General features: G+C 55.4%; 19 protein-coding genes and 3 tRNA genes. 5 read left to right on the plus strand and 17 right to left on the minus strand.

Annotated elements, in window-relative coordinates:
- Window positions 1-39: 39 nt before the first annotated feature.
- From Q334_RS0112965 to Q334_RS0113000, 8 genes are all read right to left on the minus strand, one after another.
- Entirely contained in the window at window positions 40-1,161 is a 1,122-nt protein-coding gene (locus Q334_RS0112965) for an ABC transporter substrate-binding protein (RefSeq protein WP_035461608.1), read from the minus strand.
- A 59-nt stretch (window positions 1,162-1,220) separates the two neighbouring features.
- Window positions 1,221-3,149 (minus strand): TonB-dependent receptor domain-containing protein, encoded by a 1,929-nt coding sequence (locus tag Q334_RS0112970; RefSeq protein WP_027313585.1) that lies wholly within the window; start codon window positions 3,147-3,149, stop codon window positions 1,221-1,223.
- A gap of 111 nt (window positions 3,150-3,260) precedes the next feature.
- Window positions 3,261-3,926 (minus strand): response regulator transcription factor, encoded by a 666-nt coding sequence (locus tag Q334_RS19110; protein ID WP_051527789.1) that lies wholly within the window; start codon window positions 3,924-3,926, stop codon window positions 3,261-3,263.
- Between the two features lie 115 nt (window positions 3,927-4,041).
- On the minus strand, window positions 4,042-4,878 hold the full coding sequence (locus Q334_RS0112980) for a sugar phosphate isomerase/epimerase family protein (RefSeq protein ID WP_027313586.1): 837 nt from the start codon (window positions 4,876-4,878) through the stop codon (window positions 4,042-4,044).
- Window positions 4,878-6,140 carry a DUF6005 family protein gene (locus tag Q334_RS0112985; RefSeq protein WP_051527790.1) on the minus strand — a complete coding sequence of 421 codons (1,263 nt, stop codon included), beginning with the start codon at window positions 6,138-6,140 and terminating at the stop codon, window positions 4,878-4,880. The genes Q334_RS0112980 and Q334_RS0112985 overlap by 1 nt, the downstream gene beginning before the upstream one ends.
- Window positions 6,140-7,399: an AMP-binding protein gene (locus Q334_RS0112990; protein ID WP_027313588.1), complete on the minus strand. Its 1,260-nt coding sequence runs from the start codon at window positions 7,397-7,399 to the stop codon at window positions 6,140-6,142. The genes Q334_RS0112985 and Q334_RS0112990 overlap by 1 nt, the downstream gene beginning before the upstream one ends.
- A 5-nt stretch (window positions 7,400-7,404) precedes the next feature.
- Window positions 7,405-9,192 (minus strand): IucA/IucC family protein, encoded by a 1,788-nt coding sequence (locus tag Q334_RS19115; protein ID WP_051527791.1) that lies wholly within the window; start codon window positions 9,190-9,192, stop codon window positions 7,405-7,407.
- On the minus strand, window positions 9,179-10,972 hold the full coding sequence (locus tag Q334_RS0113000; protein WP_035461611.1) for an IucA/IucC family protein: 1,794 nt from the start codon (window positions 10,970-10,972) through the stop codon (window positions 9,179-9,181). The genes Q334_RS19115 and Q334_RS0113000 overlap by 14 nt, the downstream gene beginning before the upstream one ends.
- Window positions 10,973-11,228: 256 nt before the next feature.
- Between Q334_RS0113000 and Q334_RS19120 the strand changes: the two genes are divergently transcribed.
- The 5 genes from Q334_RS19120 (at window position 11,229) to Q334_RS0113025 (ending at window position 19,026) form a co-directional block, all read left to right on the plus strand.
- The gene (locus tag Q334_RS19120) at window positions 11,229-12,605 is read left to right on the plus strand and encodes an MATE family efflux transporter (RefSeq protein ID WP_051527792.1); all 1,377 of its coding nucleotides are present in this window, start codon (window positions 11,229-11,231) and stop codon (window positions 12,603-12,605) included.
- A gap of 366 nt (window positions 12,606-12,971) precedes the next feature.
- On the plus strand, window positions 12,972-14,402 hold the full coding sequence (locus Q334_RS0113010; protein WP_027313590.1) for an alanine/glycine:cation symporter family protein: 1,431 nt from the start codon (window positions 12,972-12,974) through the stop codon (window positions 14,400-14,402).
- A 350-nt stretch (window positions 14,403-14,752) separates the two neighbouring features.
- Complete coding sequence (locus Q334_RS0113015) at window positions 14,753-16,360, plus strand: BCCT family transporter (protein ID WP_211249557.1); 1,608 nt, start codon at window positions 14,753-14,755, stop codon at window positions 16,358-16,360.
- A gap of 71 nt (window positions 16,361-16,431) precedes the next feature.
- On the plus strand, window positions 16,432-18,297 hold the full coding sequence (locus tag Q334_RS0113020) for a putative nucleotidyltransferase substrate binding domain-containing protein (RefSeq protein ID WP_027313592.1): 1,866 nt from the start codon (window positions 16,432-16,434) through the stop codon (window positions 18,295-18,297).
- Window positions 18,298-18,300: 3 nt separating this feature from the next.
- Entirely contained in the window at window positions 18,301-19,026 is a 726-nt protein-coding gene (locus Q334_RS0113025; protein ID WP_081414455.1) for a 3'-5' exonuclease, read from the plus strand.
- A 19-nt stretch (window positions 19,027-19,045) separates the two neighbouring features.
- Here the strand turns inward: Q334_RS0113025 and Q334_RS0113030 are convergent.
- From Q334_RS0113030 to infC, 9 genes are all read right to left on the minus strand, one after another.
- Window positions 19,046-19,121, minus strand: a tRNA-Thr gene (locus Q334_RS0113030).
- An 88-nt stretch (window positions 19,122-19,209) separates the two neighbouring features.
- Window positions 19,210-19,286 (minus strand) — tRNA-Pro (locus tag Q334_RS0113035).
- A 41-nt stretch (window positions 19,287-19,327) separates the two neighbouring features.
- A tRNA-Pro gene (locus Q334_RS0113040) sits at window positions 19,328-19,404 on the minus strand.
- A gap of 223 nt (window positions 19,405-19,627) precedes the next feature.
- Window positions 19,628-19,924: an integration host factor subunit alpha gene (gene ihfA, locus Q334_RS0113050; RefSeq protein ID WP_027313594.1), complete on the minus strand. Its 297-nt coding sequence runs from the start codon at window positions 19,922-19,924 to the stop codon at window positions 19,628-19,630.
- Between the two features lie 22 nt (window positions 19,925-19,946).
- The gene (gene pheT, locus Q334_RS0113055; RefSeq protein WP_027313595.1) at window positions 19,947-22,319 is read right to left on the minus strand and encodes a phenylalanine--tRNA ligase subunit beta; all 2,373 of its coding nucleotides are present in this window, start codon (window positions 22,317-22,319) and stop codon (window positions 19,947-19,949) included.
- A 26-nt stretch (window positions 22,320-22,345) separates the two neighbouring features.
- A complete protein-coding gene (pheS, locus tag Q334_RS0113060) occupies window positions 22,346-23,338 on the minus strand; it encodes a phenylalanine--tRNA ligase subunit alpha (RefSeq protein ID WP_027313596.1) in 993 nt (330 codons plus the stop codon).
- Window positions 23,339-23,465: 127 nt separating this feature from the next.
- Complete coding sequence (gene rplT, locus Q334_RS0113065; protein ID WP_027313597.1) at window positions 23,466-23,819, minus strand: 50S ribosomal protein L20; 354 nt, start codon at window positions 23,817-23,819, stop codon at window positions 23,466-23,468.
- A 37-nt stretch (window positions 23,820-23,856) separates the two neighbouring features.
- Window positions 23,857-24,051, minus strand: a complete 195-nt coding sequence (rpmI, locus tag Q334_RS0113070; protein WP_027313598.1) for a 50S ribosomal protein L35 — start codon at window positions 24,049-24,051, stop codon at window positions 23,857-23,859.
- A gap of 75 nt (window positions 24,052-24,126) precedes the next feature.
- Complete coding sequence (gene infC / locus Q334_RS0113075; RefSeq protein WP_027313599.1) at window positions 24,127-24,672, minus strand: translation initiation factor IF-3; 546 nt, start codon at window positions 24,670-24,672, stop codon at window positions 24,127-24,129.
- Between the last annotated feature and the right edge of the window lie 14 nt (window positions 24,673-24,686).

Consider the following 24,686-nt stretch of genomic DNA (forward strand, 5'->3'; position numbering starts at 1 on the left):
CAGCACAGGGCTGGCCAGAGACTGAAGGGGTTCAGCCACTTACTGCATGGTCATCCAGTAGGTTCCCTCTAAAGGAACCGGCTGAAAACGCTGGTACAGGGTGCTCAGGGTCTGCTGAGGCTCAAGCTCAGCAAACAACTGCGGATACACCCATTTGGCCATCGCCTGCACCGCCACCACATTCAGCGGGGTGTTATAGAAGTGATGCCACAGCGAACTGGCTCGCCCTTCCTTCACGGCATTCAACTGGGCCAGCGGATCTTTGCTGGTAACGGTATGCAGTGAACGCTGGGCCAATTCGGGTTTGATATAGGTGCCTAATACCAAGTACTGCGGGTCAGTATCCTGGGTTTCACTGGAGCCAATGGCTGTACCGATATAAATATCTGGCTGCCGGGTAATCAGGTATTCCGGGTTCAGCACGCCAACACTGCCTGGCAACAACTCTGTTGCAATGTTGCTCGCGCCAGTGATCGCCAGCAAATCTGCCAGCATGCCCTTCGCCATCGCCTCACAGCAGTCATCGCTTAAACCCACACGACTATGCAGGAACACACTAGGAGCCTGACCTTCTCGCTTAGCCAGTACCTCGGTCACCCTATTCAGTTCCTGTTGGTAAAAAGCCAGATAGTCTGCTGCACGCTGTTGCTGACCTAACACCTCGCCAAGAATTTCCATACTGCGGGGGGTGTTTTCCAGCGGACTGTGGCGAAAATCGATGAACACCACCGCCACCCCAGCCTGCTCCAGAGTATTGATCACCTCTGCATCTCGTGCCCCTGGGCCGTGCCCTTCCAAGCCAAAGATGGCCACATCAGCCTTCAATGCCAATGCTTGCTCCAGACTGAAAGTTTCCGCCGAACCACGACCAAAGCGTTTAATTTGATCGATATTGGGAAAAGCCTGCTGGTATTGACGATAGGTATCAGGGTCAATCGCCTGCATATCCCCCATCATGCCCACCACCCGGTTCACCACCTGATCCTGTTCCAGGATCGCCAGTGCCGGAATATAACGGCTTTCACCCAAAATAATGCGTTCGACTTTTTCCGGCAGGGTGACACTGCGACCGGCCAAATCCGTCAGGGTGGTGGCGGCCTGGGCCAATCCCATCCAGGCGCTTAATCCCACGCCTAATAACAGTTTTTTGCTTGCTTGCATGCGAATTTTCCTTGGTCAGGCCGGGCACAGAGCCCGGCTACCTTGCAACGAAACAGGCGTTAGAACACCAGCGTAGCGGTTAAACGAATATCACGACCCGCTTCGGGTAGACCCTGAGCCACAGCACCGGTATTGGCATAGGTGGCGTGATCGTAATAGTGCTTATCAAACAGATTTTTCACCGCCAGATTGAGGCTGAAATCATGCTGCTGCCAGGGCTGCCAACGAGCATTAACATCATGTACCACATAACCTGCTTTAGGTTGGAAACCAGAGGCGACGTTAGTCAAACGCTCAACAAAGCGTCCCTGCCAGCCAAACTCCAGTGAGTCACTGGCACGGTAGTTAAAGTCCGCCACCCAGGTATCACCAATGGCTGTACCAATCGCCAGGCTCTCATCAGACAGGGGCTGACCATTAAGTTCTGGACGTGCACGGCTAAAGCTCAGCCCAGTGCTGAAGCTATCCCAGCTATAGCCGACCCGGGCGTTAAAGCCTTTATTTTCCAGGGTGCCAAGATTACCCAGCACTGCCTTGGAAACCTGCCCCACTCCCCCATCGATCTTGGTGTTGAACACCTTAGCTGAGGCTTGGAAACCACCCTGGTGGTAGTCCACCCCCAATTCATAGTTGCGTGCCTTTTCTTCGCGACGGTCGGCAGCATTTTTGTAGTAGTCCAGTACATACAACTCTTTCACCTGGGTACCACGCAGTGCCTTGGCCCAGTTGGCATTGAAGCTGAGGTTATCGTTCACCTCAAACACCAACCCAGCATTGGGGCTAAAGCCGCTTTCACTAAAGCTTTGCTTAGCTCGAGGCTCATCCAGCTTGTAAGAGTCGTAACGTCCACCAAAGCTCAGTAGCAGGCGTTCTGTAGCCTGGAAGTTATCCTGCAGGTAAATCCCTTTTACACTGCCCTCTTCGCGATCCACATTACCGCTCCCCGCCAAACGACCTTTATCCTCGCGGTAATCCACCCCGTAGGTAACGGCATGCTTGCCCAGTTCACTGGTGTTACGCAGGTCCAAGCCATTACTCTTCAGGCTGCCCTTGTAAGTACCGTAAGGGCCATTGATATGCTCCAGAGAAGCTTCGGTCTGATAGACATTAACCTTCAGCGCCAGCAAAGGATTATCCACTGGGTTTAACCCATAGTTAACACTGACGGTTTCGCGCAGAGTTTCTTGTTGCAGAGGGGTATTTTTGCTACTTGGCACCCAGTGTGGGCGATGCAGACGGTAGTCTTCATCCTGACGACGATCATAGCTCAGTGCCAGGCGCTGGCTGTCAAACTCACCCACCACCTTGGCAAACTGCGCCTGCTGTTCGCTGCCGGTATACTGCTGCACCTGACCTTTACCATCCTTTTGATTACCGTAGTCAGCACCGGACCAGGTGCCCATCAGACTCCAGTTATCATTGAGACGACCATAGAGGGTCGCACTGCCTTTAACAGCATCCGCATTGGTCGAACCACCGGTTTTCAGGGTCGCGCCAAAGTTCTGCCCATCCTTCAACAGATCATTCGGATCTTTGGTTTCAAAGCGGATCGCACCAGCCAGCGCACCGGGGCCAGAGGTAGCGGCGCCCGCGCCCGCCTCTACTTCAACCTGCTTCAACAGCTCAGGCTCCACCGATAAACGCCCCTGGTGATGGTAGATATAACCGGCTTGGGTCGCACCATCGATGGTGACATTCAGCATGGTGTCTTCCAGGCCACGCACATAAATCTTCTGCGCGACTGAACTCCCGCCACCCACCGCCACCGAGGGCTCACCACTAAACACATCGTGTAGAGTGGCGGCTTGCTTTTTCTCCAGCGCTTGCTGATCAACTACCGTCTCGCTAGCGGCCTTTACCTTGCCGACCACCACGATTTTTTCGTTGTTGACCAAGGTTTGCGCCTGCGCCCAAGCGGGGCTGATGGCAGCGGCCACTGCCACGGCCACCAGGGTAAGAGGGGTCTTAGGCTGTACAGTCTGAGTCATTCTGTGTTCCATCCGTTGATAATAACGATTTTCATTTGCGCAAAATTCTTATTATCAACAACCCTACTGTAAACCTTTTTTACAACTGTTACGTTTTCCTCCCAGGCATCCCTACTGGAAGCGATAGCCCTGACCATGGGCGGTTTGCAGCCGATCCGCAGGCACACCCAGCTCAATCAACTTGCGCCGTACCCGGCTTAGGTGCATATCAAGGCTACGGTCAAAACTACAGTAGTGCTTCTGCAACACCTGTTCGGACAGATAACTCTTACTGAGTACCTGTCCCGGATGCTCAACCAAAACCTGCAGTAAGCGAAATTGGGTAGGGGTCAGACTGGTCTCAGCGGCACCATAACGCACCTGATACAAACGCTTGTCCAGTTGCAGGCGCTGATTACACGGAGCAGGTCCTGACGCTTGCCAGCGTAACCAGGCCTGAATACGCAGGGCACATTCCTGTGGGTGGAAGGGAGCTGTCAATACCTCAACTGCCCCTTGCTGCAATAGCTGAATACGTTCTTCCGTACCTCCCGTTTCGAGTAGAACCACCAATGGGCACCCCGCCTGCTGCGGTCCCTGACTCCACTCTCGCCATTGACTGGCCTGGGCCAGGGCTAATACGCATAGCCCGGCCCCCTCCACCAGGGTATGGCGAGGACGACGCTGGCAGTCATACCCCCACTGACTCAATTGACGCTGTAATGGCTCAATCGTTTGACTGGCGTAGGGCGACTCCAACAACCACACCAGCCCCTGGTTTTGTCTTTGCTCTGCCATGGCTAACTTTCCGTAGCTGTCATGATCATATCAATAATCATTCTCATTCGAATTGCGACCTGCATCTTAATTCGATCTACGTAAATCGCCACCTTCTTTACACTTGTTACACTCCTTAGGCCGATTGACGCCGTACTGGCGCCTGCAGGGCTTGCAATTGACGTAAGTCCTCTGCCAATACCTGCTGTACCTGAGGACCAAACCACTCCAACGACACCTCTACCCGGCCATCCCCTAACAAAGGGGCGAGAAAGTGACGATAGTCCACCACCCCCTCAAATAGCGGCACCATACCCTGACGACTTCCCGCCGCCGCATAAACATTGGCGGGACTAAACACACTCAGGTATTGCGCCGCACTGATATTCTTCAGGTGAAAATGGGCTACCCAGGGGGCAAGACGCCGGTACCACTGTAATGGGTCACCGCCCCCCTCCCACACATGCAGGGTGTCGAAGTTGATACGCAGGGCAGGATGGTTGACTTCTTCCAACAGTCGCAGAGTCGCCTCACCGCTATCAGCCAGGGTATGGGGGTGGGTTTCCACCAGCAGTAGCAAACCCTGCTCAGCCATCATTTGTGCCACTTCGGCCAGGCGCTGGGTCCAACGCTGACGCTCTGCCTCTGACACCTCGGCACTGCCCTTATTACCGGAAAAAGTACGCACCTTGGGCGCTTGCCAATGGCGCGCCAGTTTCGCCAGAGCCAAGGCCTGAGCCTCCAACTGTGCCGCCGGGGCATTCAGATCCAGATAATCACTCAGCATCGGCACCCGTAGCTGGTACTGGCTCAACCAGCCCCCCTGTAACTGCGGTGAGGATTCGTACAGATGGCGGGCGTGAATGCCCCATAATTCAATGCCAGCAAAGCCCTGTTGCTGCGCCCAGGGGGCAAGCTGCTGCAGCGATAACAGATGATGACGAAAACTGATGGTGCAAAGATGAACCTGCATCAGGCCACCTCCGCCACAGGGGCATCCAACTGCTGTTGCTGACACCAAGCCTGGTAGGCCTGGTAGAGACAGGTTTTAATTTGCTGCTCTTGCAGCAACATCTGGCGCAGCAAGGCATGGATTTGCTGATACAGCTCCTCACTGGGACTTTCTGCCAGCTTGATGGCCAGATAGTGCAGCCGTTTGAAGGCCTGCACCAAGGCTTCGATCTGCTCACAGTGCTGTTCAAACTCCGCCATATCCCGGCCTAATGCCCGCCAAAAGTAGGCAAAGCCATGCTCATAGGCATATTTGCGTACGCAGATCACCGGCAGCTCACGCAGGGCAAAGCCCAGCTGCGCCAGCGGCCAACGCCCCTGCCAGTGCCCACTAATAACCTCACGCATGGCCTCTGTCAGGGGTTGCTGCCAGGTAAAACCCTCGACGAAATAAGCGGCAATATCAGCCACTTGAGGGGCACGCAGGTTTGCCCGGTCAAAGTGAAAGCCCCCTGCGACACTCGGCTGCAGAATCGCCTGACGTATCTGCGCCCGAGGTAATCTGCCCTGCCAACGGAAGTCCGGGTCCAACATTAACCAGGTGTCGGGGTCTTCCGTCTGCTCCAGCATGACGTAATGGGGAAAGGGGTTCTGGTTGAACTTGTTCTCACGCTCCGGCAGGTGGTACAGATCCAGCATCACCATCACCGACTCCGTCGGACTGCGTGCCGCCAGCAAGGCCTCCATCTTGGCCAGGTTTTGCTCCTGACTAAGGGCAGGCTCATACCACTGTTTGACCTCCACGCCATAAAGACGCTCAAACCAGCGGCAATAGCCCTGATGATTCAAACTGGCATGGTGATAGTTCAAGGCTCCCTGCTCATTAATGGCAAAATCACCATCCCAGAGGCCAAAATAAAAGGGACGCTGATCCCCCGCCGCGGCCTTCACTGCCGCACTCAGGCAACTCACCACACAGTGCACCTTAATATCGTCATACTCTTCCGTAACGACCTCGCTGGCAGGCTGCTGCGGTGCCGCCAGCAACTGAGCCAACTGCTGCACCGTCACCAGCTGCTCTTTATTCAAGGCACTGTCAGGCACACTCAACCCCCACTCCAGTTCCAGATGCACCAGCAACTGCATCAACAGCACAGAATCCAGATACAGATCCTGATTCAAGCGCGCCTGCGGATGGAAACGCTGGGCATGGGGGTAAGCCATGCTCACCTTGAGCACCTGCTCAATGGCATGCACGATCTCGGCTTGACTCATCTGCTGCATTAGCCGGCCTCCTGCATAGACTGCATTCCTAGCGCATATACCTGGGCTAGCTGGCGCCGGTTAATCTTGCCATTGGCCTGGCGCGGCAGCGCCATCACCGCCTGCACCTCCAGGGGGATTTGATAGGGAGCCAGCCGTGGCTGACACCAGGCCCGTACCTGTTCCCATTGCACCGCCCCCACCACTAGGGCACAGACCCGTTCCCCACTAAAAGGGTCGGGGCGCTTGAAGACCACTGCATCCTCCACCCCCGGCATGGCCATCAATACCGCCTCAACTTCCTGGGGGTAAACATTGAGCCCCGCCACAATAATGGTGTCGTCCTGACGGGCAACGAAGTGCAACCGCCCCTGCTCATCGAAGTAGCCTAAATCCTGGGTCGCCACCTCGCCCTCATCCCGCAACACACGGATTTCCTGCGGCTGCTGTGGGCTACCGGCCTGCACCTGTAAATGGGGTAAAGGCAAGCCCAGAGTGCTGGCCTGCTGGGTGTCACGGCTGATGGCAATACAACCGGCCTCAGAACAGCCATACTGCTGGAACAGGTAATCACAGCGCTGCCGCAACAGCTGGAACCAGGGTTCAGGCAACAGGGTGCCTGAGCTCATCACCGCATGCAGACGCTGCCCCGGGGGCAATAAACGGGCCAGGGTATGCAGCATCGCCGGGGAGGAATACAGCAATGGCTGCGACAAACTCAGCATCTGCTTCAGCACAAACTTGGGGTTAGTGGTATTCAGCACATAGGGCTGCTGACCACGGGCCAGTGCCACTAAAAAGCCGGCAATCAGGCCATAGGAGTGGCTAACCGGACAGGCTAGCAGCGGCGTCATTTGCGCGGGCTCCGGAAAATGCTGGATATAGGCTGCCACCTCCTGTGCAATGCTCTGCCAGCTTCGGGCAATACACTTGGGCTCACCGGTGGTGCCTGAACTCATTTGTAGCAGGCAACCCGCTGGCGCCAGCTGCTCCACTTCCACCCTCTGCCAGTTTTGCCACTCCTGCCAGATCAGGGCATTACAACCCGCTCGCTGCGCCAGTCGCTGCGCTGCCTCCCAAGGCGTATCAGGGTGAATAGGCAATACCGTGCCGCCCTGGTCACGGATGTACAGCAGCAGGGCCAGCCAATGGCGGGTATCCGTTAGGCAAACGGCTACCCGCCAGGACTGCAGATCTTGTAACTGGGGATGTTGAGCAAACATAGCCTGCCAGGCCTGCACAGTGTCCTGACTGACCCACTCTTCATTGAGATAAAACATAGGGCTTAACGACCATTCACGATAAAGGGAAATAAAGAAGGGGCGGCCTCGGCTGCACGCCCGTTGCCCAGGGCCTGCTGCTGAGGTGCCAGTGCATTGGGCACCAAACGATGTCGCTCCTGCGCCGGATCTGCGCTGAGCTTACGGCTGAGCAAGGCCTCAACCTGGATCCACTGCGCCTGCCAGCCTAGTTGCTGCTGACGCTGCTGCATGCCGTGCTCCTCGGCATAGCGCTGCAGACGCGTTGCCACCTGCCGCCAGAAATGGCTTTCCGGCCACTGATAACAGCGCTCCAGCAAGGCGGAGAGCTCGCTGAGGTTGAAGACAAACAGGGTATCCATCACCAGCTCTCGCAATGCTTCCAGGGATTCCATCCAGTAGTACTGGTTAGGTTGCCCTTGCCGATAGGCTGGCTCGATCTGATAAAAATCCGGCAGCAGCTGTGGCTGAGCGACAAAATCTGTCACGTACTCCAGGCTCTCGTGGAAATCCCTTACCAGCAGACGACAGGGCCAGCCGTCGCGATGCACTAGCACCAAATTCTGACCATGGGCTTCCAGGGCGATGCCCTGCCCCACCAGCAGATGCCAAATCGGCATCACTACTACTTCCAACAGCTGCTGCAACCAGGGCTGCAAACCGTATTGGTCAATCCAGGGGGCGATAAAAGCACTGCCATCTGCTTCCAGCAGCATCAAGGCATTGAGCGGACAGGCCTGCTCCCCAGGCTGCAAGGCAGAGGCCACACTGTCCCGTAGCAACACCGCAATTTGGCCCTGAGTGATCTCATTTGCCTGCCAACGCTGGCCACCAAACTCATGCAGTAACCCTAAGGGATAGCGTTGCTGCAACAGTGGATCACTGTCGATCACTTGCTGCAGCCACTGACTAAGCCAGGCGGCGGTCGTCAGCCCCAGTGGCTCCAAAGTGCGCAGCGAAGAGGTATTCACCAGATTCAAGGGCAGCTTGATATCTGCCGCCAGGGGGCGATCCAGATTGAACAGGGTACGGAGCGATTGGCTGGGCAAATAGCGATCGCCAGCCGCTCCTAGCCAATAGCCATCCCGCCCATCCTGCGGCAGGCTGCCCTGCTGCTGACAATAACGCCGCTGCCAGGGATGAATCGGCATCAGGCTATAGTGCTGCCAATCCCCTCCCTGCTGCTGTAAACGCTGGCTGAGCAACTGCCAGGTCGCCTCACCTAGCTGCGTTTGCCAAAATTCCGCTGCCGTGCAGCCCAGTTGATGGCGTACCTGCTGCTGCGGTAAAGCCAGCCATTCCAGCTGCACGCTGGGTTGAGCCTCAGGGCCATAGGCAAGATGATCCGCCTCACTAAAACCCGTGCGGGACTTAAAGCAGGGGTGGTAGGGATGCCCCTCATGCAGGGCCGCATCCAGACGGACGTAAGGCAACTGACGACGGGGCTGGGTCACATCCAACTGCTCATTGATGCGGCAAGCGGCCAAGGTTTGGCGCAGCTCCCGTTCCAGAGTAGGGCGCATCAGCCCTTCAATTTCTAACCAACGCAGGGCCAGTTCCAGATCCAGCGGCTGCCAGCTATCGCCACGTCGATACTGGGCACTTTCACCCTGCAAGCGATAACGACCAAAGGCACCCCGGCGAGCACGGATACGGCAGTCATAGCCTGCCAACGGCCAATGCCAGTAGGGGTAGTCCTGCTCCAGCTCGGTTAAGGGTTGCGGCTTTAGCCACCCCTCATAGAACAAGGCAGCTAACAGCTGCCCCAACACCCGCTGGCTGGCACTGGCTTGCAGATAATCAGGCCACGGCATAGTCAGGCTCCTGTAACGCCACCACTTCAGCCAGTAGCAGGGGGTTATCAATCAGGCTATAAACCGCCTGCTCATTGCTGGCCTCCAGCTCATCCACATCGTAGAGACGGGTCAGCAGGTTACCCTTGGCAGGAATCTGTTGATGGCTCAGCAAATAATCAATAAAACTGCGCCCCAACGTCCCCAGGGATGGACGCAGACGGCTCAGAGAGCGCACCACCAGACTCAGGGCATAGGCCTCATCCAGCAGCTGGTCATTGCCCAGACGACTCATCAAGCCACCCAACTGGTTAATCAACAGGTAGTAAGCAAAGCGCTGCTGAATTTGTTCATCACTGAAAAACAGCGCCGGTATCTGCTCAATGCCGGGCACCAGGGCACAAATCCGCGCCTGTTGGCTCTGGCTCAGGTAATAACCCTGGTTGTCACGGTAGTAATAACAGCTGGGATAGCCCTGGCTGACATCGACCAGCGAGTTCTGCTGATGGGCTTCCAACGCCAGCCCTTCATCACTGTAAAGGCTAATCAGGGGGATAAAGCTGATCTGCAAATAGCGCTCCAACCACTGACTGGCGACCTGCTCTAACGACCGCCCTTCGCGCTCTGCCAGCTGTGACAGCAGGATCGCCAAGGCCGAAGCCTGCCCCGGTAACGGGTCAGCACAGAGCGCCGCCAAGGTAATCACCCCCTTATCCTCCGGCGTAAACGGATTTTCACGGAAGATCACCTCAAAACCGCTTTCGGCCCGTCCTGCAATCTTTAAGGTCAGGTAGGCGGGGTCCGCCAGTAAACGCAGGCTGGGATAACGGCTTAGGGCGGCGCTACGATCCAGCAACTGTTGCATGGCCACCCCTGCTTCCAATTCATGGGCGCGATTGACTCGAACCGAGTTGGTCACTCGCACCGGAATCGAACACTTCAGCATCCAGGCGCAGTCCGCTGCATACAGGGTGCGTACCGAGGAGGTGGCACTGAACTCCCGGCCGAGCAGGCCGAGGGAACGCAAGCGCCCTTCCTGCAGCAGCGGTTGCAACCAAGGCTGCTCTAGCAACCACTGCGCCTGTAACGGATGGACAGGTAACAGCCCCTCACCAGCGGCTAAATCCGGCTGATCCTCCCCGAGCAGATCCTCTACCAGCTGCGCCAATTGCACTCCAGGCAAACCGCCTTCCGCGATCAACTGACGCGGCGCAGCAAACCAATGCAACTGGAAGCGCCCCCCCAGCTCCGGGGCGTACAGTGATTGCTGCCAGTCCGCCATGCCCTGGCGGCTTTTGGGGGTGGGATGCAACCAGTGGCCGTAGACCAGCGATTGCTCCGCTTCGATAAAACGCTGCTGGCTCGGGCAGGGGGTAGCGCGCTGCATGGCAGGCTGCAAGTAGGCCGCCATCATCTGCCAGGAATCCACCAGGCGATAGAGCATCTCCAACTCACAGGCATGGGTATCCACCCCGCTGCCCTGCAAGTAACCACGATAGGCTTCCTGGGTAAGCAGCAATAAAGCGGTGAAGGGATTGAGTGGTCCCAGACGGGTTTCTTCACTCTCGCCCATTAATAGCCAGGCTTGACCAAAGCGATGACGGCCGGCCAGGGAGCGGTAATGCACCTCGACCCATAAACGGCCCTGGTGTTGTTTTAACGGCAACGCCAGATGCCAAAGCGGCCCTGATGACGGCGTGGTCTGCGGATACCACTGTCCCGGTTCCACTTCACGCACATAACAATTGAGGAAAGCCTGAAAAGAGGCTTCTTCTGCGATTTCTCTCGACGTAAGACTCATGTCCCAACCTTTTGACATGGCAATGGCTGACAGTCGGAACATTCCGACGCGACAGACTGAGAAAGCAGGGCAACTAGCATCCGGGCTAATCCCCTACCACCACCTTGGCGGCATCCTGCCAACCTGGCTCACGCCTGCAGCGCCGGCTGGGTTATCCTAACAAGCGTAAACAGGCTTGGCGGCCTACGACAAAAGAATGATAATGATAAAACTTATCATTTAAATTAAAGTTACATTTTTTACACTCACAGGCCCTATGACAGCTACCTCGCACAATCCCGTTTTAACTTCCGCCCCCCTACCCTTGTTTTTACGCTATGCCAGCAGCGCCAGCTTGGCCCTCTTGGCGATCAGCAGCGCTACCCTGGTTGATGGGTTGGTGGTGGGACAGGTATTGGGCAGTGAGGCAATGGCCGCCATCACCTTGCTTATCCCCTACTTTACCCTGGTGTTTTCGCTAGCCTTGGCGCTGGCCATTGGCGGCAGCGTACGGGCCAGCCATTTGCTGGGTCAGGGCAAAACCCAGCAAGCCAGTGCCTTACTGACGGCTGCCCTGCTGGCCGTACTGCTGTTGACCCTGGGCAATCTCGCCTTGATCAGCTGGCAGATGCCACAACTGTTTAAGCTGCTGGGTGCCCCCACCGCACTGCAGCCGTTAATGCAGCCCTATCTGCAAGTCATGCTCTGGGCCATGCTGCTGCAGCTCTTTACTCTGGTGCTCTACTACTTTGTCCGCGCTGATCAACATGGTCGCCGCGCCACTCAAGCACTGGTCGTAGGGGCCTGTGCCAATATGCTGCTGGATGTCCTCTTCGTCGGCGTCTGGCAAAGCGGTTTAGCAGGCGCTGCCTGGGCCACGCTGCTGGCCCAGGTGTTACAACTGGCGGTTTTACTCACCTATTGGCGCAGCCCCCGCCGCCAATTACGCCTGCCACAACCCCCTGCCTGGCGAGAGTTAGGCCAGGGTATACGTAACGGCTTATCTGAATTGGTGAATGAACTCTCGGTTGGCCTGGTACTCTGGCTGATTAATGCCGAGTTATTACGGCAAAGCGGCAGCGACGGGGTGGCGGCCTTTACCTTGGTGAATTACGTGATTTTTGTCGGGCTGATGAGTTACTACGGTATTGTCGATGCCCTGCATCCCTTAGTCGGACAAAATGCCGGCGCCCAACGCTGGGCCCGGGTGCGAAGCTTTATTGGCATTGCGGCGGTACTGATCGCCAGCCTCAGCCTGCTGTTGATCGCGCTGCTGCTAGGTGGAGGGCATTGGCTCAGCCGGCTGTTTCTCCCGCAAGGCTCCGCCGAGGTACAAAGCCTGACCCTGAGTTTTATCCAGATTCTCTGGCCGATCTTTGTCTTTAATGGCTTTAATGTGCTGGTTTCCGCCAGCCTGACGGCGCTGGAACACGCCTGGGCCTCCCTGACCATTGCCCTCAGCCGTGGTCTGGTTCTACCGGTGCTGTTTTTGCTCGGCTTACCGCTGTATTGGCCAGAACTGCCGTTTTTGCTGGCGCTTCCATTAGCAGAGATGCTGACCAGCCTGCTGGCTATCCTACTGCTGTGGCTGAGCCGCTCCTCCTTGCCGCCACTCTATCGAACCACTCGCACCGCCACGCTGTCGGATGGGTAAGCCCCCTTTGGCAGAGTTACGGCCGTATGTAGTTCCTTATCTTAGCCTCTAAAAATTAGGGGCTTACCCTAATAACAAACAGCATTGAGCAGTATTCTTCCTACTAATAATACTTTTCCCAGCTTTTCTTGCCGTGCTAGACTCCGCCGCCGTCCGCATCCTACCGCAGGAGACGGAGGCTCTACCCTGCTATAGATGCCCTTGCTGGCACTATTGAACGACTACAACGTGATGACGACAACGTCATCCACCACAACAGGGTACGGCAGCATCGAAGACAACACTGACCAAGCCGCAAGCCTGTTCTTGCGAACGGGCCTAGCCCATCCGTCCATTACAACTATCCATTACAACTAAGAGTCAGAGATGGAATCCATTATTAACTTCTTGAACAACCTGCTATGGGGCCAAGTGTTGATTCCCCTGTTATTGGGAGTTGGCCTCTATTTCAGCCTACGCCTTCATGCTATCCAGCTACGGCGCTTTGGCCATATGTTTAGCATCCTGCGTCAGGGACGAGGCGAGAACCGCCATGGTATTTCCCCTTTCCAAGCACTCTGCACCTCGCTGGCCTCACGGGTAGGTACAGGCAATTTGGCTGGCGTTGCCGTGGCGATCTATATCGGTGGCCCTGGGGCAATTTTTTGGATGTGGTTAACTGCCTTGCTTGGCATGGCAACCGGTTATGCAGAAAGCGCACTGGCCCAGCTTTACAAAACCCAAGACAGTAGCGGTACCTATCGTGGCGGGCCGGCCTACTATATTGAGCGTGGCCTGGGACAACGTTGGCTGGGACAAGTGTTTGCCGTATTACTGATTCTGTCTTTTGGCTTCGTCTTTAATGCTGTACAGGCCAACTCTATCGCCGTGGCCATGCAAGGTGCCTTTGCTCTCGACACCCTGTGGTCTGGCCTGATCTTAGTGTGTCTGGCAGGACTGGTAATCTTTGGCGGCATTCGCACCATCGCTCACACTGCGGAAAAGCTCGTACCCTTGATGGCGCTGCTGTATCTAGGCATTGCCCTCTGTGTACTGATTCTGAACCTGGAACGAGTTCCTGCCATGTTTGCCAGTATTTTCAGTAGCGCTTTCGGCTTACAGGAAGCAGCTGGCGGTGTAACTGGCGGCCTCATGGTGGCACTGATGAATGGCGTAAAACGAGGTCTATTCTCCAACGAAGCAGGAATGGGTTCCGCCCCCAATGCCGCCGCCAGTGCCATCCCCGTCCCCCATCACCCTGCCTCTCAGGGGTTTATTCAGGCACTGGGAGTTTTTGTCGATACGATCGTCATCTGTACCTGCACTGCCTTGGTGATTCTGCTCTCGGGTGTATTTGAACCCGGTAATGGCCTGACGGGTATTGAACTGACCCAGGCAGCGTTGGATGCCACCCTAGGGGGAGTCGGCAAGTATTTAGTCGCCATTGCCATCTTCTTCTTTGCCTTCACCTCCATTATTGGCAACTACATGTACGCCGAAAGCAACCTGCTCTATCTACTCGGTGGACGCACTTTAATGCCAGTCATTCAGGGCATGCGCGCCCTGGTATTGGCGATGGTTCTGTGGGGAGCACTGGAAAAGGTCGGAATTGTCTGGGATGCTGCGGATGCCTCGATGGGATTGATGGCACTGGTCAACCTGCTTGCACTGCTATTGCTCTCTGGGGTAGTCATTCGCCTGACACGTGACTATGAGCAGCAGCTCAAACGTGGGCAGCAGCCACACTTACAGCTGCAAAAGGGAGATTATCCCGGCCTGGTTGATAGCCAGATTTGGTCTGAACACAAACCTCAGTAAAGCTACCTTGATCCACTTATCACTCCCCAGGATGGAGCGGGAGTGATAAGTGACCCTCCCCATAAAGATTTGCCGTGCGCGCACTCTCGCCTATCCCCTCCCCAACACTTACAAATAAAACTCATTCCTATTCAAACCCATCACTTTAATTAGTTGACTAATCATTTTAAGGTAGGCATTCTTGCCAACCTTCAATGACCTACCTGTTTACGACCACCTTCTTTCCATATACGACTAAACATTATTGTAAAGCTAGGCGTAGATACTGAAGGTGGTAAGGTCTAAGTTCAGTCATAACCTAAGGCTACCAAGAGGAGCATCGTGTGAGCACACAACGACCTGACAACTTGATGGCGCCTGAGGGAGCGGTTAATCCCATAGATACCGATTACAAAGTCGGGCAAGACAATATCGCCCTGCAAATCGGCCCCTTCGGCCTGGATATCCATAACCGGGTTTTTTTGATCTCTGGCTTGGCGATTGTCGCCTTCGTCTTTCTCACGCTGGCATTCCAAAATCAGGTTGGCCCCTGGTTTGGCGACCTGCGCTCCTGGCTGACTTCCAACCTCGATTGGTTCTTCCTCGGCGCTGGCAATATCTTTGTGCTGGTGTGCCTATTCTTGATTATCTCGCCCCTTGGCAAGGTGCGCCTGGGCGGCACGGAAGCCAAGCCTGATTACTCCTATGCTGGTTGGCTCTCCATGCTTTTTGCTGCTGGGATGGGCATTGGCCTGATGTTCTATGGCGTATCGGAGCCCCTGTCACACCTAGCCAGCTCCCTGGGCGGCACCAGTGTCGAAAACGGTGTGCGTACCGACTGGGCCCCCTTAGGGGCCGCACTGAATGATCCTCAGGCCGCAACTGAGTTAGCGATGGCCGCCTCTATCTATCACTGGGGCCTGCATCCTTGGGCGATTTACGCCATCCTGGCCCTCGGCCTGGCGCTGTTCTCCTTTAACAAAGGCCTGCCTTTGACCATGCGCTCGGTGTTCTACCCTTTATTTGGTGAGCGTATCTGGGGCTGGCCCGGCCATATCATTGATATCCTGGCGGTGGTCGCCACTCTGTTTGGTCTGGCAACCTCCCTGGGCTTGGGCGCCTCCCAAGCCGCTGCTGGCTTAAATTATCTGTTTGATATCCCTGACACTTCCACTACCCATGTGGTGCTGATTATCGGCATTACCGCCATTGCCCTGGTTTCCGTTCTGGCGGGACTGGATGCAGGGGTAAAGCGCCTGTCAGAAATCAATATGGTGCTGGCCGCACTGCTGCTGCTGTTTGTCATTATTGCTGGTCCCACCTTGGCCATTTTGACCGGATTCTTTGACAACCTGGGTGCCTACCTACAGCACTTGCCTGCCTTAGCGACGCCCTTTGGCCGTGAAGATGTCAACTTTGCTCAGGGCTGGACCTCCTTCTATTGGGCTTGGTGGATTTCCTGGTCACCCTTTGTCGGTATGTTTATTGCCCGGGTATCCCGTGGTCGTACCGTGCGTGAGTTCATCGTCTGCGTACTGTTGATTCCCTCTACAGCCTGCGTACTCTGGATGACAGCTTTCGGTGGCACCGCTATCCACCAGTTCCTTAACGAAGGCTACAGCGCGGTCACGGAATCCGCCCTGCCACTGCAGTTATTCACCATGCTGGATGCACTGCCGATGGCCTCGATTACCTCTTTGCTCGGTATCATTCTGGTGGTGGTGTTCTTTGTCACTTCCTCTGACTCCGGCTCACTGGTTATTGACACCATCTCCGCAGGCGGCAAGGTCGATGCACCTAAGCCCCAACGCGTATTCTGGTGTACCTTTGAGGGACTGGTCGCCATTGCCCTGATGCTGGGCGGTGGTCTGGTTGCTCTGCAGGCAATGGCTGTCTCAACCGGCTTCCCCTTTGCTATCGTATTGCTGGTTGCCACCGTCGCCGTGCTGAAGGGCTTATCCTCTGAACCCCGAGGCTAAGACCACCCTAATATCAGCATGACACAACGGGGCCTTGCGCCCCGTTGTTATTTCTAGCCAAGGATCTTTGTATGGCCGCAGAAATCAGTGAAATCCTGCAGTTTTTGCAGCAGCACGAGCCTTTTAGCCCATTACCCGAATCAGTGCTTGCCGAGGTCGCCAGCCAAGTGGAAGTGAGCTACTTCCGTGCCGGCACAGACATTCTTCGCTTTGGCGAGCCCATCGCCGAGCTGTATCTGATCCGCAGTGGCGCCGTCGAAATTTTCCGCCGTAACGGCAGCCTCTATAACCGCCTAAGTAGCGGCAATCTGTTTGGCCAGTTCAGCCTGCTTATGCAGAAGCAGGTACGCTTTCCCGCCAGAGCGCTGGAGGACACCCTGGTCTACCGCATTCCAGACAGTCTTTTTACCCGCCTGTGCGATGAATACGAACACTTTGCCTACTTCGTTGAGACAGATGACCATGCCCGTCTGCACCTGGCAGTCACCGATCAGCAACAGAGCCACCCGCTCAGCAGCGCCAAAGTTAAGGAGCTGCTCAGCCGCCCGCCGGTGATGATCGAGCAACAAGCCAGCATCCAGGCCGCCGCTGCTCTGATGAGCACGGAAAGCGTGTCATCCCTGCTGATCCGCGCTGAAGCCAGCGTTGACGCCCCCGCCATCGGCATCATTACCGATCGCGACCTGCGCAACCGCGTACTAGCAGTAGGACTGGATGCCAACCAACCGGTTAGCTGCATCCTCAAACCTGGACTAGTTAGCCTGGAATCCCAGGCCTATGTGTTTGAGGCCATGCTATGCATGCTAAGGCACAATATTCACCATTTGGTGATTGAAGAGCGTGACCGCCCCCTTGGGGTGCTGGCACTATCGGACATCGTCCGTCATGAGTCTCATAACGCCCTTCTGGTTGCCCGTAGCATCTTTCGCCAGCCTGATCTGGCTGGGCTACAAGAGTTGGCAACTGAAGTGCGCGCCGGCTTTATTCGTCTGGTGCAAGAAGATGCCAACTCACACATGATTGGCAGCGCCATGGCAGTCATTGGCCGCAGCTTTAAACAACGTTTGTTGGAGTTGGCTGAAGAACAGCTAGGCCCCGCCCCCATCTCCTATTGCCTGCTTGCTCTGGGCTCGATGGCCAGAGATGAGCAGTTAGTGGTCACGGATCAGGATAACGCCCTGATTCTCGATAACAGCTATGACCCCGCACTGCATGGCGAATATTTTGCCCAGCTGGCAACCTGGCTGTGTGATGGCCTGCACGCCTGCGGCTACCCCTACTGCAGTGGCAAGGTGATGGCGAACAATCCCCAGTGGCGCCTGACTCGGCAACAATGGAGCGAGACCTTTCAGCGCTGGATAGAGCAACCCAATCCGCAAAGCCTGCTGGATGCCAGCATCTTCTTTGATTTAGATGGTGTCTATGGCCAAGTGGAATGGGCTGAGCAATTGCGCCAACAGATTGCCGAGCAAGCCAAACAACATCCACGCTTTCTTGCCGCCATGGCGCGCAACGCCCTCAACCGCACCCCGCCGCTGGGCTTCTTCAAAGACTTCGTGATGGAGCAGGATGGCGAACACAAAAACTCCATTAACTTGAAGCGACGCGGCACTGCGCCCTTAGCCGACTTAATTCGGGTGCACGCACTGGCCATCGGCAGCACCGCGCTCAACTCCTTTGAACGTCTTGCCGAAGTGATGGAGGCCAATATCCTGCCCAAAGGACGAGGGCCCGATTTAAGAGACGCGCTGGAATTTATTGCCATGGTACGGATCCGCCATATGGCCGCCGATCTGCAAAACGGCCAGGAGCCGGATAACAACATTGAGCCTGACAGCCTATCGGACTTTGAGCGGCGCAACCTCAAGGATGCCTTTCAGATCCTCAGTGATGCACAGAAATATCTTAAGTTCCGCTATCAACCTAATCGGGCCTGAACCATGCTGCATATTGGACTGACCCAAACCAAACAAACGCAATATGACTGGCCCACACACTACCAAGAGCGAGCACAGCAAGCACTGCCAGCCCCTCTAAAGGACTTTTACCAAGCAGGCTGCGTCAGCGCCAACACCCCCATTAACCACACCCCACTACTTGCCCTGGATATCGAAACCACCGGCCTCAATGCCAAAGAGGACGCCATTGTCAGCATTGGTTTGATCCCCTTTGATCTGCAACGCATCTACTGTCGTCAGGCACAACACTGGCTACTGCAACCTGACCGCCCACTTACCGCCTCCTCAGTGGTGATTCATGGCCTTACCCATAGCGATCTAGCCAGCGCCCCCCAAGCAGAACAAGTATTGGAGCAGCTTTTACCGCTGCTCAGCGGCAAACTAGTGGTGGTGCACTACAAACGAATCGAACGGGAGTTTTTGGCTGAGGCAGCTAAGCGCCTATGGCAAAGCGAGCTGTCCTTCCCCGTGATTGATACCCTGGAGCTCGAAGCACGCCTGCACCGTAAACCGCTCAGCCTGTGGCAACGCCTGCGCGGGCAACAACCCCTGTCGGTACGCCTTGCCGCCAGTCGGGCACGCTACCATCTGCCACCCTACCAACAACACCACGCCCTGACCGACGCCCTGGCCACTGCGGAATTACTGCAAGCGCAAATCAGCCATCATTTTGACCAGCACACCCCCGTGCAGGCGCTATGGGGATAACAGGAGCAATACATCAAGATGGTGCCGCTAACAGGAGTCGAACCTGCGACCTTCGCATTACGAATGCGCTGCTCTACCGACTGAGCTATAGCGGCGCTCAATAAGTCATAGCATAAGAAAGTGATGAGACTAAACGCAAAAAACCGACATAGAGTCGGCTTTTTTAGCTGGTTTAATCTGAACTGGTCGGGACGGCAGGATTTGAACCTGCGACCCCTTGCACCCCATGCAAGTGCGCTACCAGGCTGCGCTACGCCCCGAATTCAGATATTACCTTGTGGCATGACGCCTGTCGTTTAACTGGTCGGGACGGCAGGATTTGAACCTGCGACCCCTTGCACCCCATGCAAGTGCGCTACCAGGCTGCGCTACGCCCCGAGTCAAACAACCTCTTCTACACTAAAACAAAGACATTCAATTTTTGCATTGAACTGCCTTGCCTTGGCAGCGAGAAGATGGCGCGTATCATAATCTAACCAATTGAAATTGCAAGCGCTTTTTAGCAAAAACTGGGCGAATCACACACACTACACAACCCTTTTAACAGACGCCCCAAAACACGACACCCGCCGAAGCGGGTGTCGCAAGATGCGCCTGAGGCTTAGTGGGTGTCGTAACCCTCTACCTTTTCCTTGAGCTTCTGCCCAGGCTTAAAGGTTACGACCCGGCGGGCTGAAATAGGCACTTCTTCTCCAGTTTTGGGGTTACGCCCCGGCCGTTCGCGCTTATCACGCAGATCGAAGTTGCCAAAACCTGACAACTTCACCTGCTCATTGGCACTCAGGCTTTCCCGTATTTCCTCAAAAAAGGATTCCACCACTTCTTTCGCTTCACGTTTATTCAAACCTAACTCTTCGAATAAGCGCTCGGAAATATCGGCTTTGGTCAGAGATCCCATACTCCGCCCTCCGGCTTAGTCCTCAGCTACGCAATACGGCTTGGTGTTGTTGCTCCAACTCATTGATTACGTTGGCAACTGCCGTGGTTATTTCTTCATCAGTAAGAGTGCGCGATGGATGCTGCCAGGTCAAGCCCAGGGCCACACTCTTATGATTTTCTGCCACGCCTTTACCGGCATAGACATCAAATACCACCACATCCTGCAGATATTCACCTGCCGCACGACGCACACTCTGAGCCAAATCAGCAAAATTAACCGCATCCTGCACAACCACAGCCAGATCACGCCGCACTTCTGGGAATTTAGACACTCCCTGGAAAGCACTGACGCTCCCCTGTTGCAGCACCTTAACCCGCAGCTCAAACAGATACAGCGGACCTGTCACATCCAACTGCTGATGCAGGGTCGGATGCAAACGGCCAACATAACCCAGCTCTTCTCCCGCCGCATTCAGAATTCGCGCGCTTTGACCAGGGTGCAGAGCATGGTGCTCCGCCGCCTGCCATTGCCATGCTTGTCCAGACAATGCCAACAGAGCCTCGATATCCCCTTTCAGATCATAGAAGTCCAGCGCTTCGGCCTTACCATGCCACCCCTCAGGCTGGCGAGAACCCGCCAGCACTCCTGATAGCATTTTCTCCTGCACCAGACCATCCGCCGTAGGCACAAAGCGTAAGCCAGTCTCAAACAAACGTACCCGATCCTGCTGACGGTTTTGGTTATAAACCACCGCTTTCACCAAGCCAGGCCAGAGACTGGTGCGCATTACCGCCAGATCAGCCGAGATGGGATTGGCCAGTGCTAATGCCTGATAAGCCGGATCAAACTGCTGCTGCAATTTCGGTTCAATAAAGCTGAACGTAATCGCTTCTTGATACCCACGGGCAATCAAGGTTTGTCGCAGCTGGCCCAACTGCAGCTGAGCTTCAGGCAGGGCTGGCAACTCTAACGCAGCCGTCGGTTGTTTAGAGGGCAGATTGTTATAGCCATAAACCCGGGCAATCTCTTCAATCAGATCAACCTCAAGGCTGATATCAAAGCGCCATGAAGGCACCTGGGTCAGCCAACCATCACTGGTCAACTGTGGCTGCAGTCCCAAACGAGCCAAAATCGCCGTCACTTCAGCTTCTGGCAGTTCTGTTGCCAACATCATGGCTAAACGGCTCTTACGCAGCGTTACTTGAGCACGTTTTGGTAAGTGCTCAGCCGACTCCGCGACAATCACCGGACCGGCTTCGCCGCCGACAATTTCCAGCAGCAAACGGGTGGCATACTCCATCGCCAACGCCTGCAATTCAGGATCGACACCCCGCTCATAGCGGTGAGAAGAATCGGTATGCAGACCATGGCGACGCGCCCGTCCCGCTATGGCCAGCGGGTTAAAATAGGCACATTCCAGGAAAATATCTGCTGTGGCGTCATTGATGCCTGAGTGCTCCCCTCCCATGATCCCCGCCATCGCCACGGGACCTTGGTGATCCGCAATCACCAGCGTATCTGCATTCAACTTGGCTTCTGCACCATCCAGCAGAGTCAGAGTTTCCCCTTCCTCCGCCAGGCGGACACGAATACCACCATGCAAGTTGGCCAGGTCGAAGGCATGCATCGGCTGCCCCAGCTCTAGCATCACGTAGTTGGTCACGTCGACTGCGGGATCAATACAACGCAGCCCGCTGCGGCGCAGCTTTTCCTGCATCCACAACGGCGTGGCAGCGCCAGGGTTGATGCCACGAATAATGCGGCCCAGATAGCGAGGGCACGCATCAGCGGCCAATAGCTCTACCGGCAACACCTGGTCATGACTGGGCGCCACAGGTTCAACTTGCAACTCACGCACATCGACCTGATTAAGCACCCCAACCTCGCGGGCCAGACCGCGAATACTAAGGCAGTCGCTACGGTTCGGCGTCAGGTCAACATCAACACTCACATCATCCAGCTTCAGGTACTCGCGCAGGCTCACCCCTACTGGCGCATCGACAGGTAATTCCATAATGCCGGAGTGATCTTCACTCAGTCCCAGCTCCTGGGCAGAACACAACATGCCGTTGGACTCGACCTGACGTAGCTTGGCCTTCTTGATCTTAAAGTCCCCTGGCAGCTCAGCACCAATTTGGGCAAAAGCGGTGATCAGCCCTGCCCGTGCATTGGGCGCACCACAAACCACCTGATAAGTCTGTTGACCATCAGAGACTTGGCAAACCTGTAATTTATCGGCATTAGGATGCGGCTCGGCACTGACAATTTGTCCAACCACCACCCCTGTAAATGCCGCTGCCACAGGCTCGACACTGTCCACTTCCAAGCCAGCCAGGGTAATTTGCGCCACCAGCTGCTCGGCATCCAGAGCGGGATTCACCCACTCACGCAACCACTTTTCTGAGAATTTCATTGCTGTCCTCGCTGATCGTGCTGGTGTTAACGGAATTGCTGCAGGAAACGCAGATCATTGTCGAAGAACAGGCGCAAATCTTTTACGCCATAACGCAGCATCGCCAGACGCTCGACACCCATACCAAAGGCAAAACCGGTATACACCTCAGAGTCGATACCCACGTATTCAAACACTTTGGGATGCACCATGCCGCAGCCCATAACTTCCAACCAACGCTGCTCACCGTTCACACTGTAACCGATGTCCACTTCCAAAGAAGGTTCGGTAAAGGGAAAGTAGGACGGCCGGAAACGTACAGACAAATCCTGTTCAAAGAACACTCGCAAAAAGCGCTCAACCGTACCCTTCAGATCAGCAAAGCTGATGCCCTTGTCTACCAGGAGCCCCTCAACCTGGTGGAACATGGGGGAATGAGTTTGGTCAGAGTCACAGCGATATACCCGCCCTGGGCAAATGATCCGAATCGGCGGCTGCTGAGCCTCCATCGTCCGAATCTGCACCGGTGAGGTGTGAGTACGCAACAGAGTGCCTACATCAAAATAGAAGGTATCGTGCATCGCCCGCGCAGGGTGATGGGATGGAATATTGAGCGCCTCAAAGTTGTGATAGTCATCTTCGACTTCAGGACCTTCAGCAACGCTATAACCAATGCTGCCGAAAAAGTCTTGGATGCGCTCAATGGTCTTCGTCACCGGGTGCAAGCCACCTAACTGCTGGCCACGACCTGGCAGAGTGACATCGATACGCTCACTGGCCAATTGTGCTGCCAGCTCAGCCTGCTGCAGCTGATCGCGACGGCCATTGAGAGCTTCCTGCAGCGCTTCTTTGGCAGCATTGATTGCTGCTCCCGCCTGGGGACGTTCTTCCGCTGATAGTTTACCCAGACCTTTTAACAGCTGGGTCAGCTCCCCGCTTTTGCCCAGGTACTGTACGCGAATCGCGTCCAGTGCTTGTAAATCGGCCGCCTGGGCAACCGCCTCGCGCCCTTGCGCGAGCAGAGTGTCGAGATGTTCCATGGTAATAGGGGCTCCAAAAACGAAAATAGGGGAAGAGCGGCACCCTTCCCCTATTAAACAGTAGCTATGAGAACTGTTTATTGCAGCTAGCCTACTGGATCACCGAGGTGATCAACAGGCGGGTGTCTTACAGGGCCGCTTTGGCCTTTTCGACGATTGCCGCAAATACAGCCTGTTCATGCATAGCCAGATCAGCCAGGACCTTACGGTCGATCTCGATAGCCGCCTTTTTCAGACCAGCAATCAGACGGCTGTAGGACAGACCGTTCAAACGCGCACCGGCGTTGATACGAGCGATCCACAGAGCACGGAACTGACGCTTGCGCTGACGACGGTCGCGATACGCATACTGACCGGCTTTGATAACAGCCTGTTTGGCTACACGGAACACACGACTGCGGGCACCGTAGTAACCCTTGGCCAGCTTCAGAATCTTCTTGTGGCGACGACGTGCAACCACTCCACGCTTAACACGAGGCATCTCTTAATCCTTCTATTACAAACTAACTAAAATAGACTTATGCGTAGGGTAGCAAACGAGCGATTGCAGCCTGGTCAGATGCTTCTACCTGGTGGGTAGCACGCAGTTGACGCTTACGCTTGGTGGTCTTCTTGGTCAGAATGTGACGACGGAAAGACTGCTTGTGCTTGAAGCCGTTGGCGGTCTTCTTGAAGCGCTTAGACGCGCCACTGTTAGATTTCAACTTAGGCATGATTTACTCCACGCATTCGATAAAACAATGCAACCCATTACCCTACTGCCAGGGCCAACCTAATAAAAGGCGGGGTTACTTCTTCTTTTTCGGTGCCAAAACCATGGTCATCTGACGCCCCTCCATCTTGGCACGCTGCTCAACGATGCCGTATTCAGTCAGATCCTGCTCAATACGGTTCATCAGCTGCATACCGAGATCTTGGTGCGCCATTTCTCGACCGCGGAAGCGGAGAGAGACCTTGGCCTTGTCACCATCTTCAAGGAAACGTATCAGGTTGCGCAGTTTTACCTGATAATCCCCTTCTTCCGTTCCAGGACGGAACTTCATTTCTTTAATTTGCGTTTGCTTCTGCTTTTTCTTAGCAGCGGCCTGCTGTTTCTTCTTTTCAAACAGGTGTTTCCGGTAATCCATGATCTTGCATACCGGAGGCGTTGCCTCGGCAGCAATAAGCACTAGGTCTTGTTCGACTTCGGCTGCTTTTTCTAAAGCCTCACTTAAGGAAACGATGCCGATCTGCTCGCCATCTGGACCAACTAGGCGGACTTCCCGCGCGCGGATTTCCTCGTTAATTAGGGTCTTGTCACCGCCCCGTACAGGGGCGCTAGTAGTACGCTTAATGGCTCTTTCTCCGT

Origin of the sequence: Balneatrix alpica DSM 16621 (assembly GCF_000619885.1) — a bacterium.
GTDB lineage: Bacteria > Pseudomonadota > Gammaproteobacteria > Pseudomonadales > Balneatricaceae > Balneatrix > Balneatrix alpica.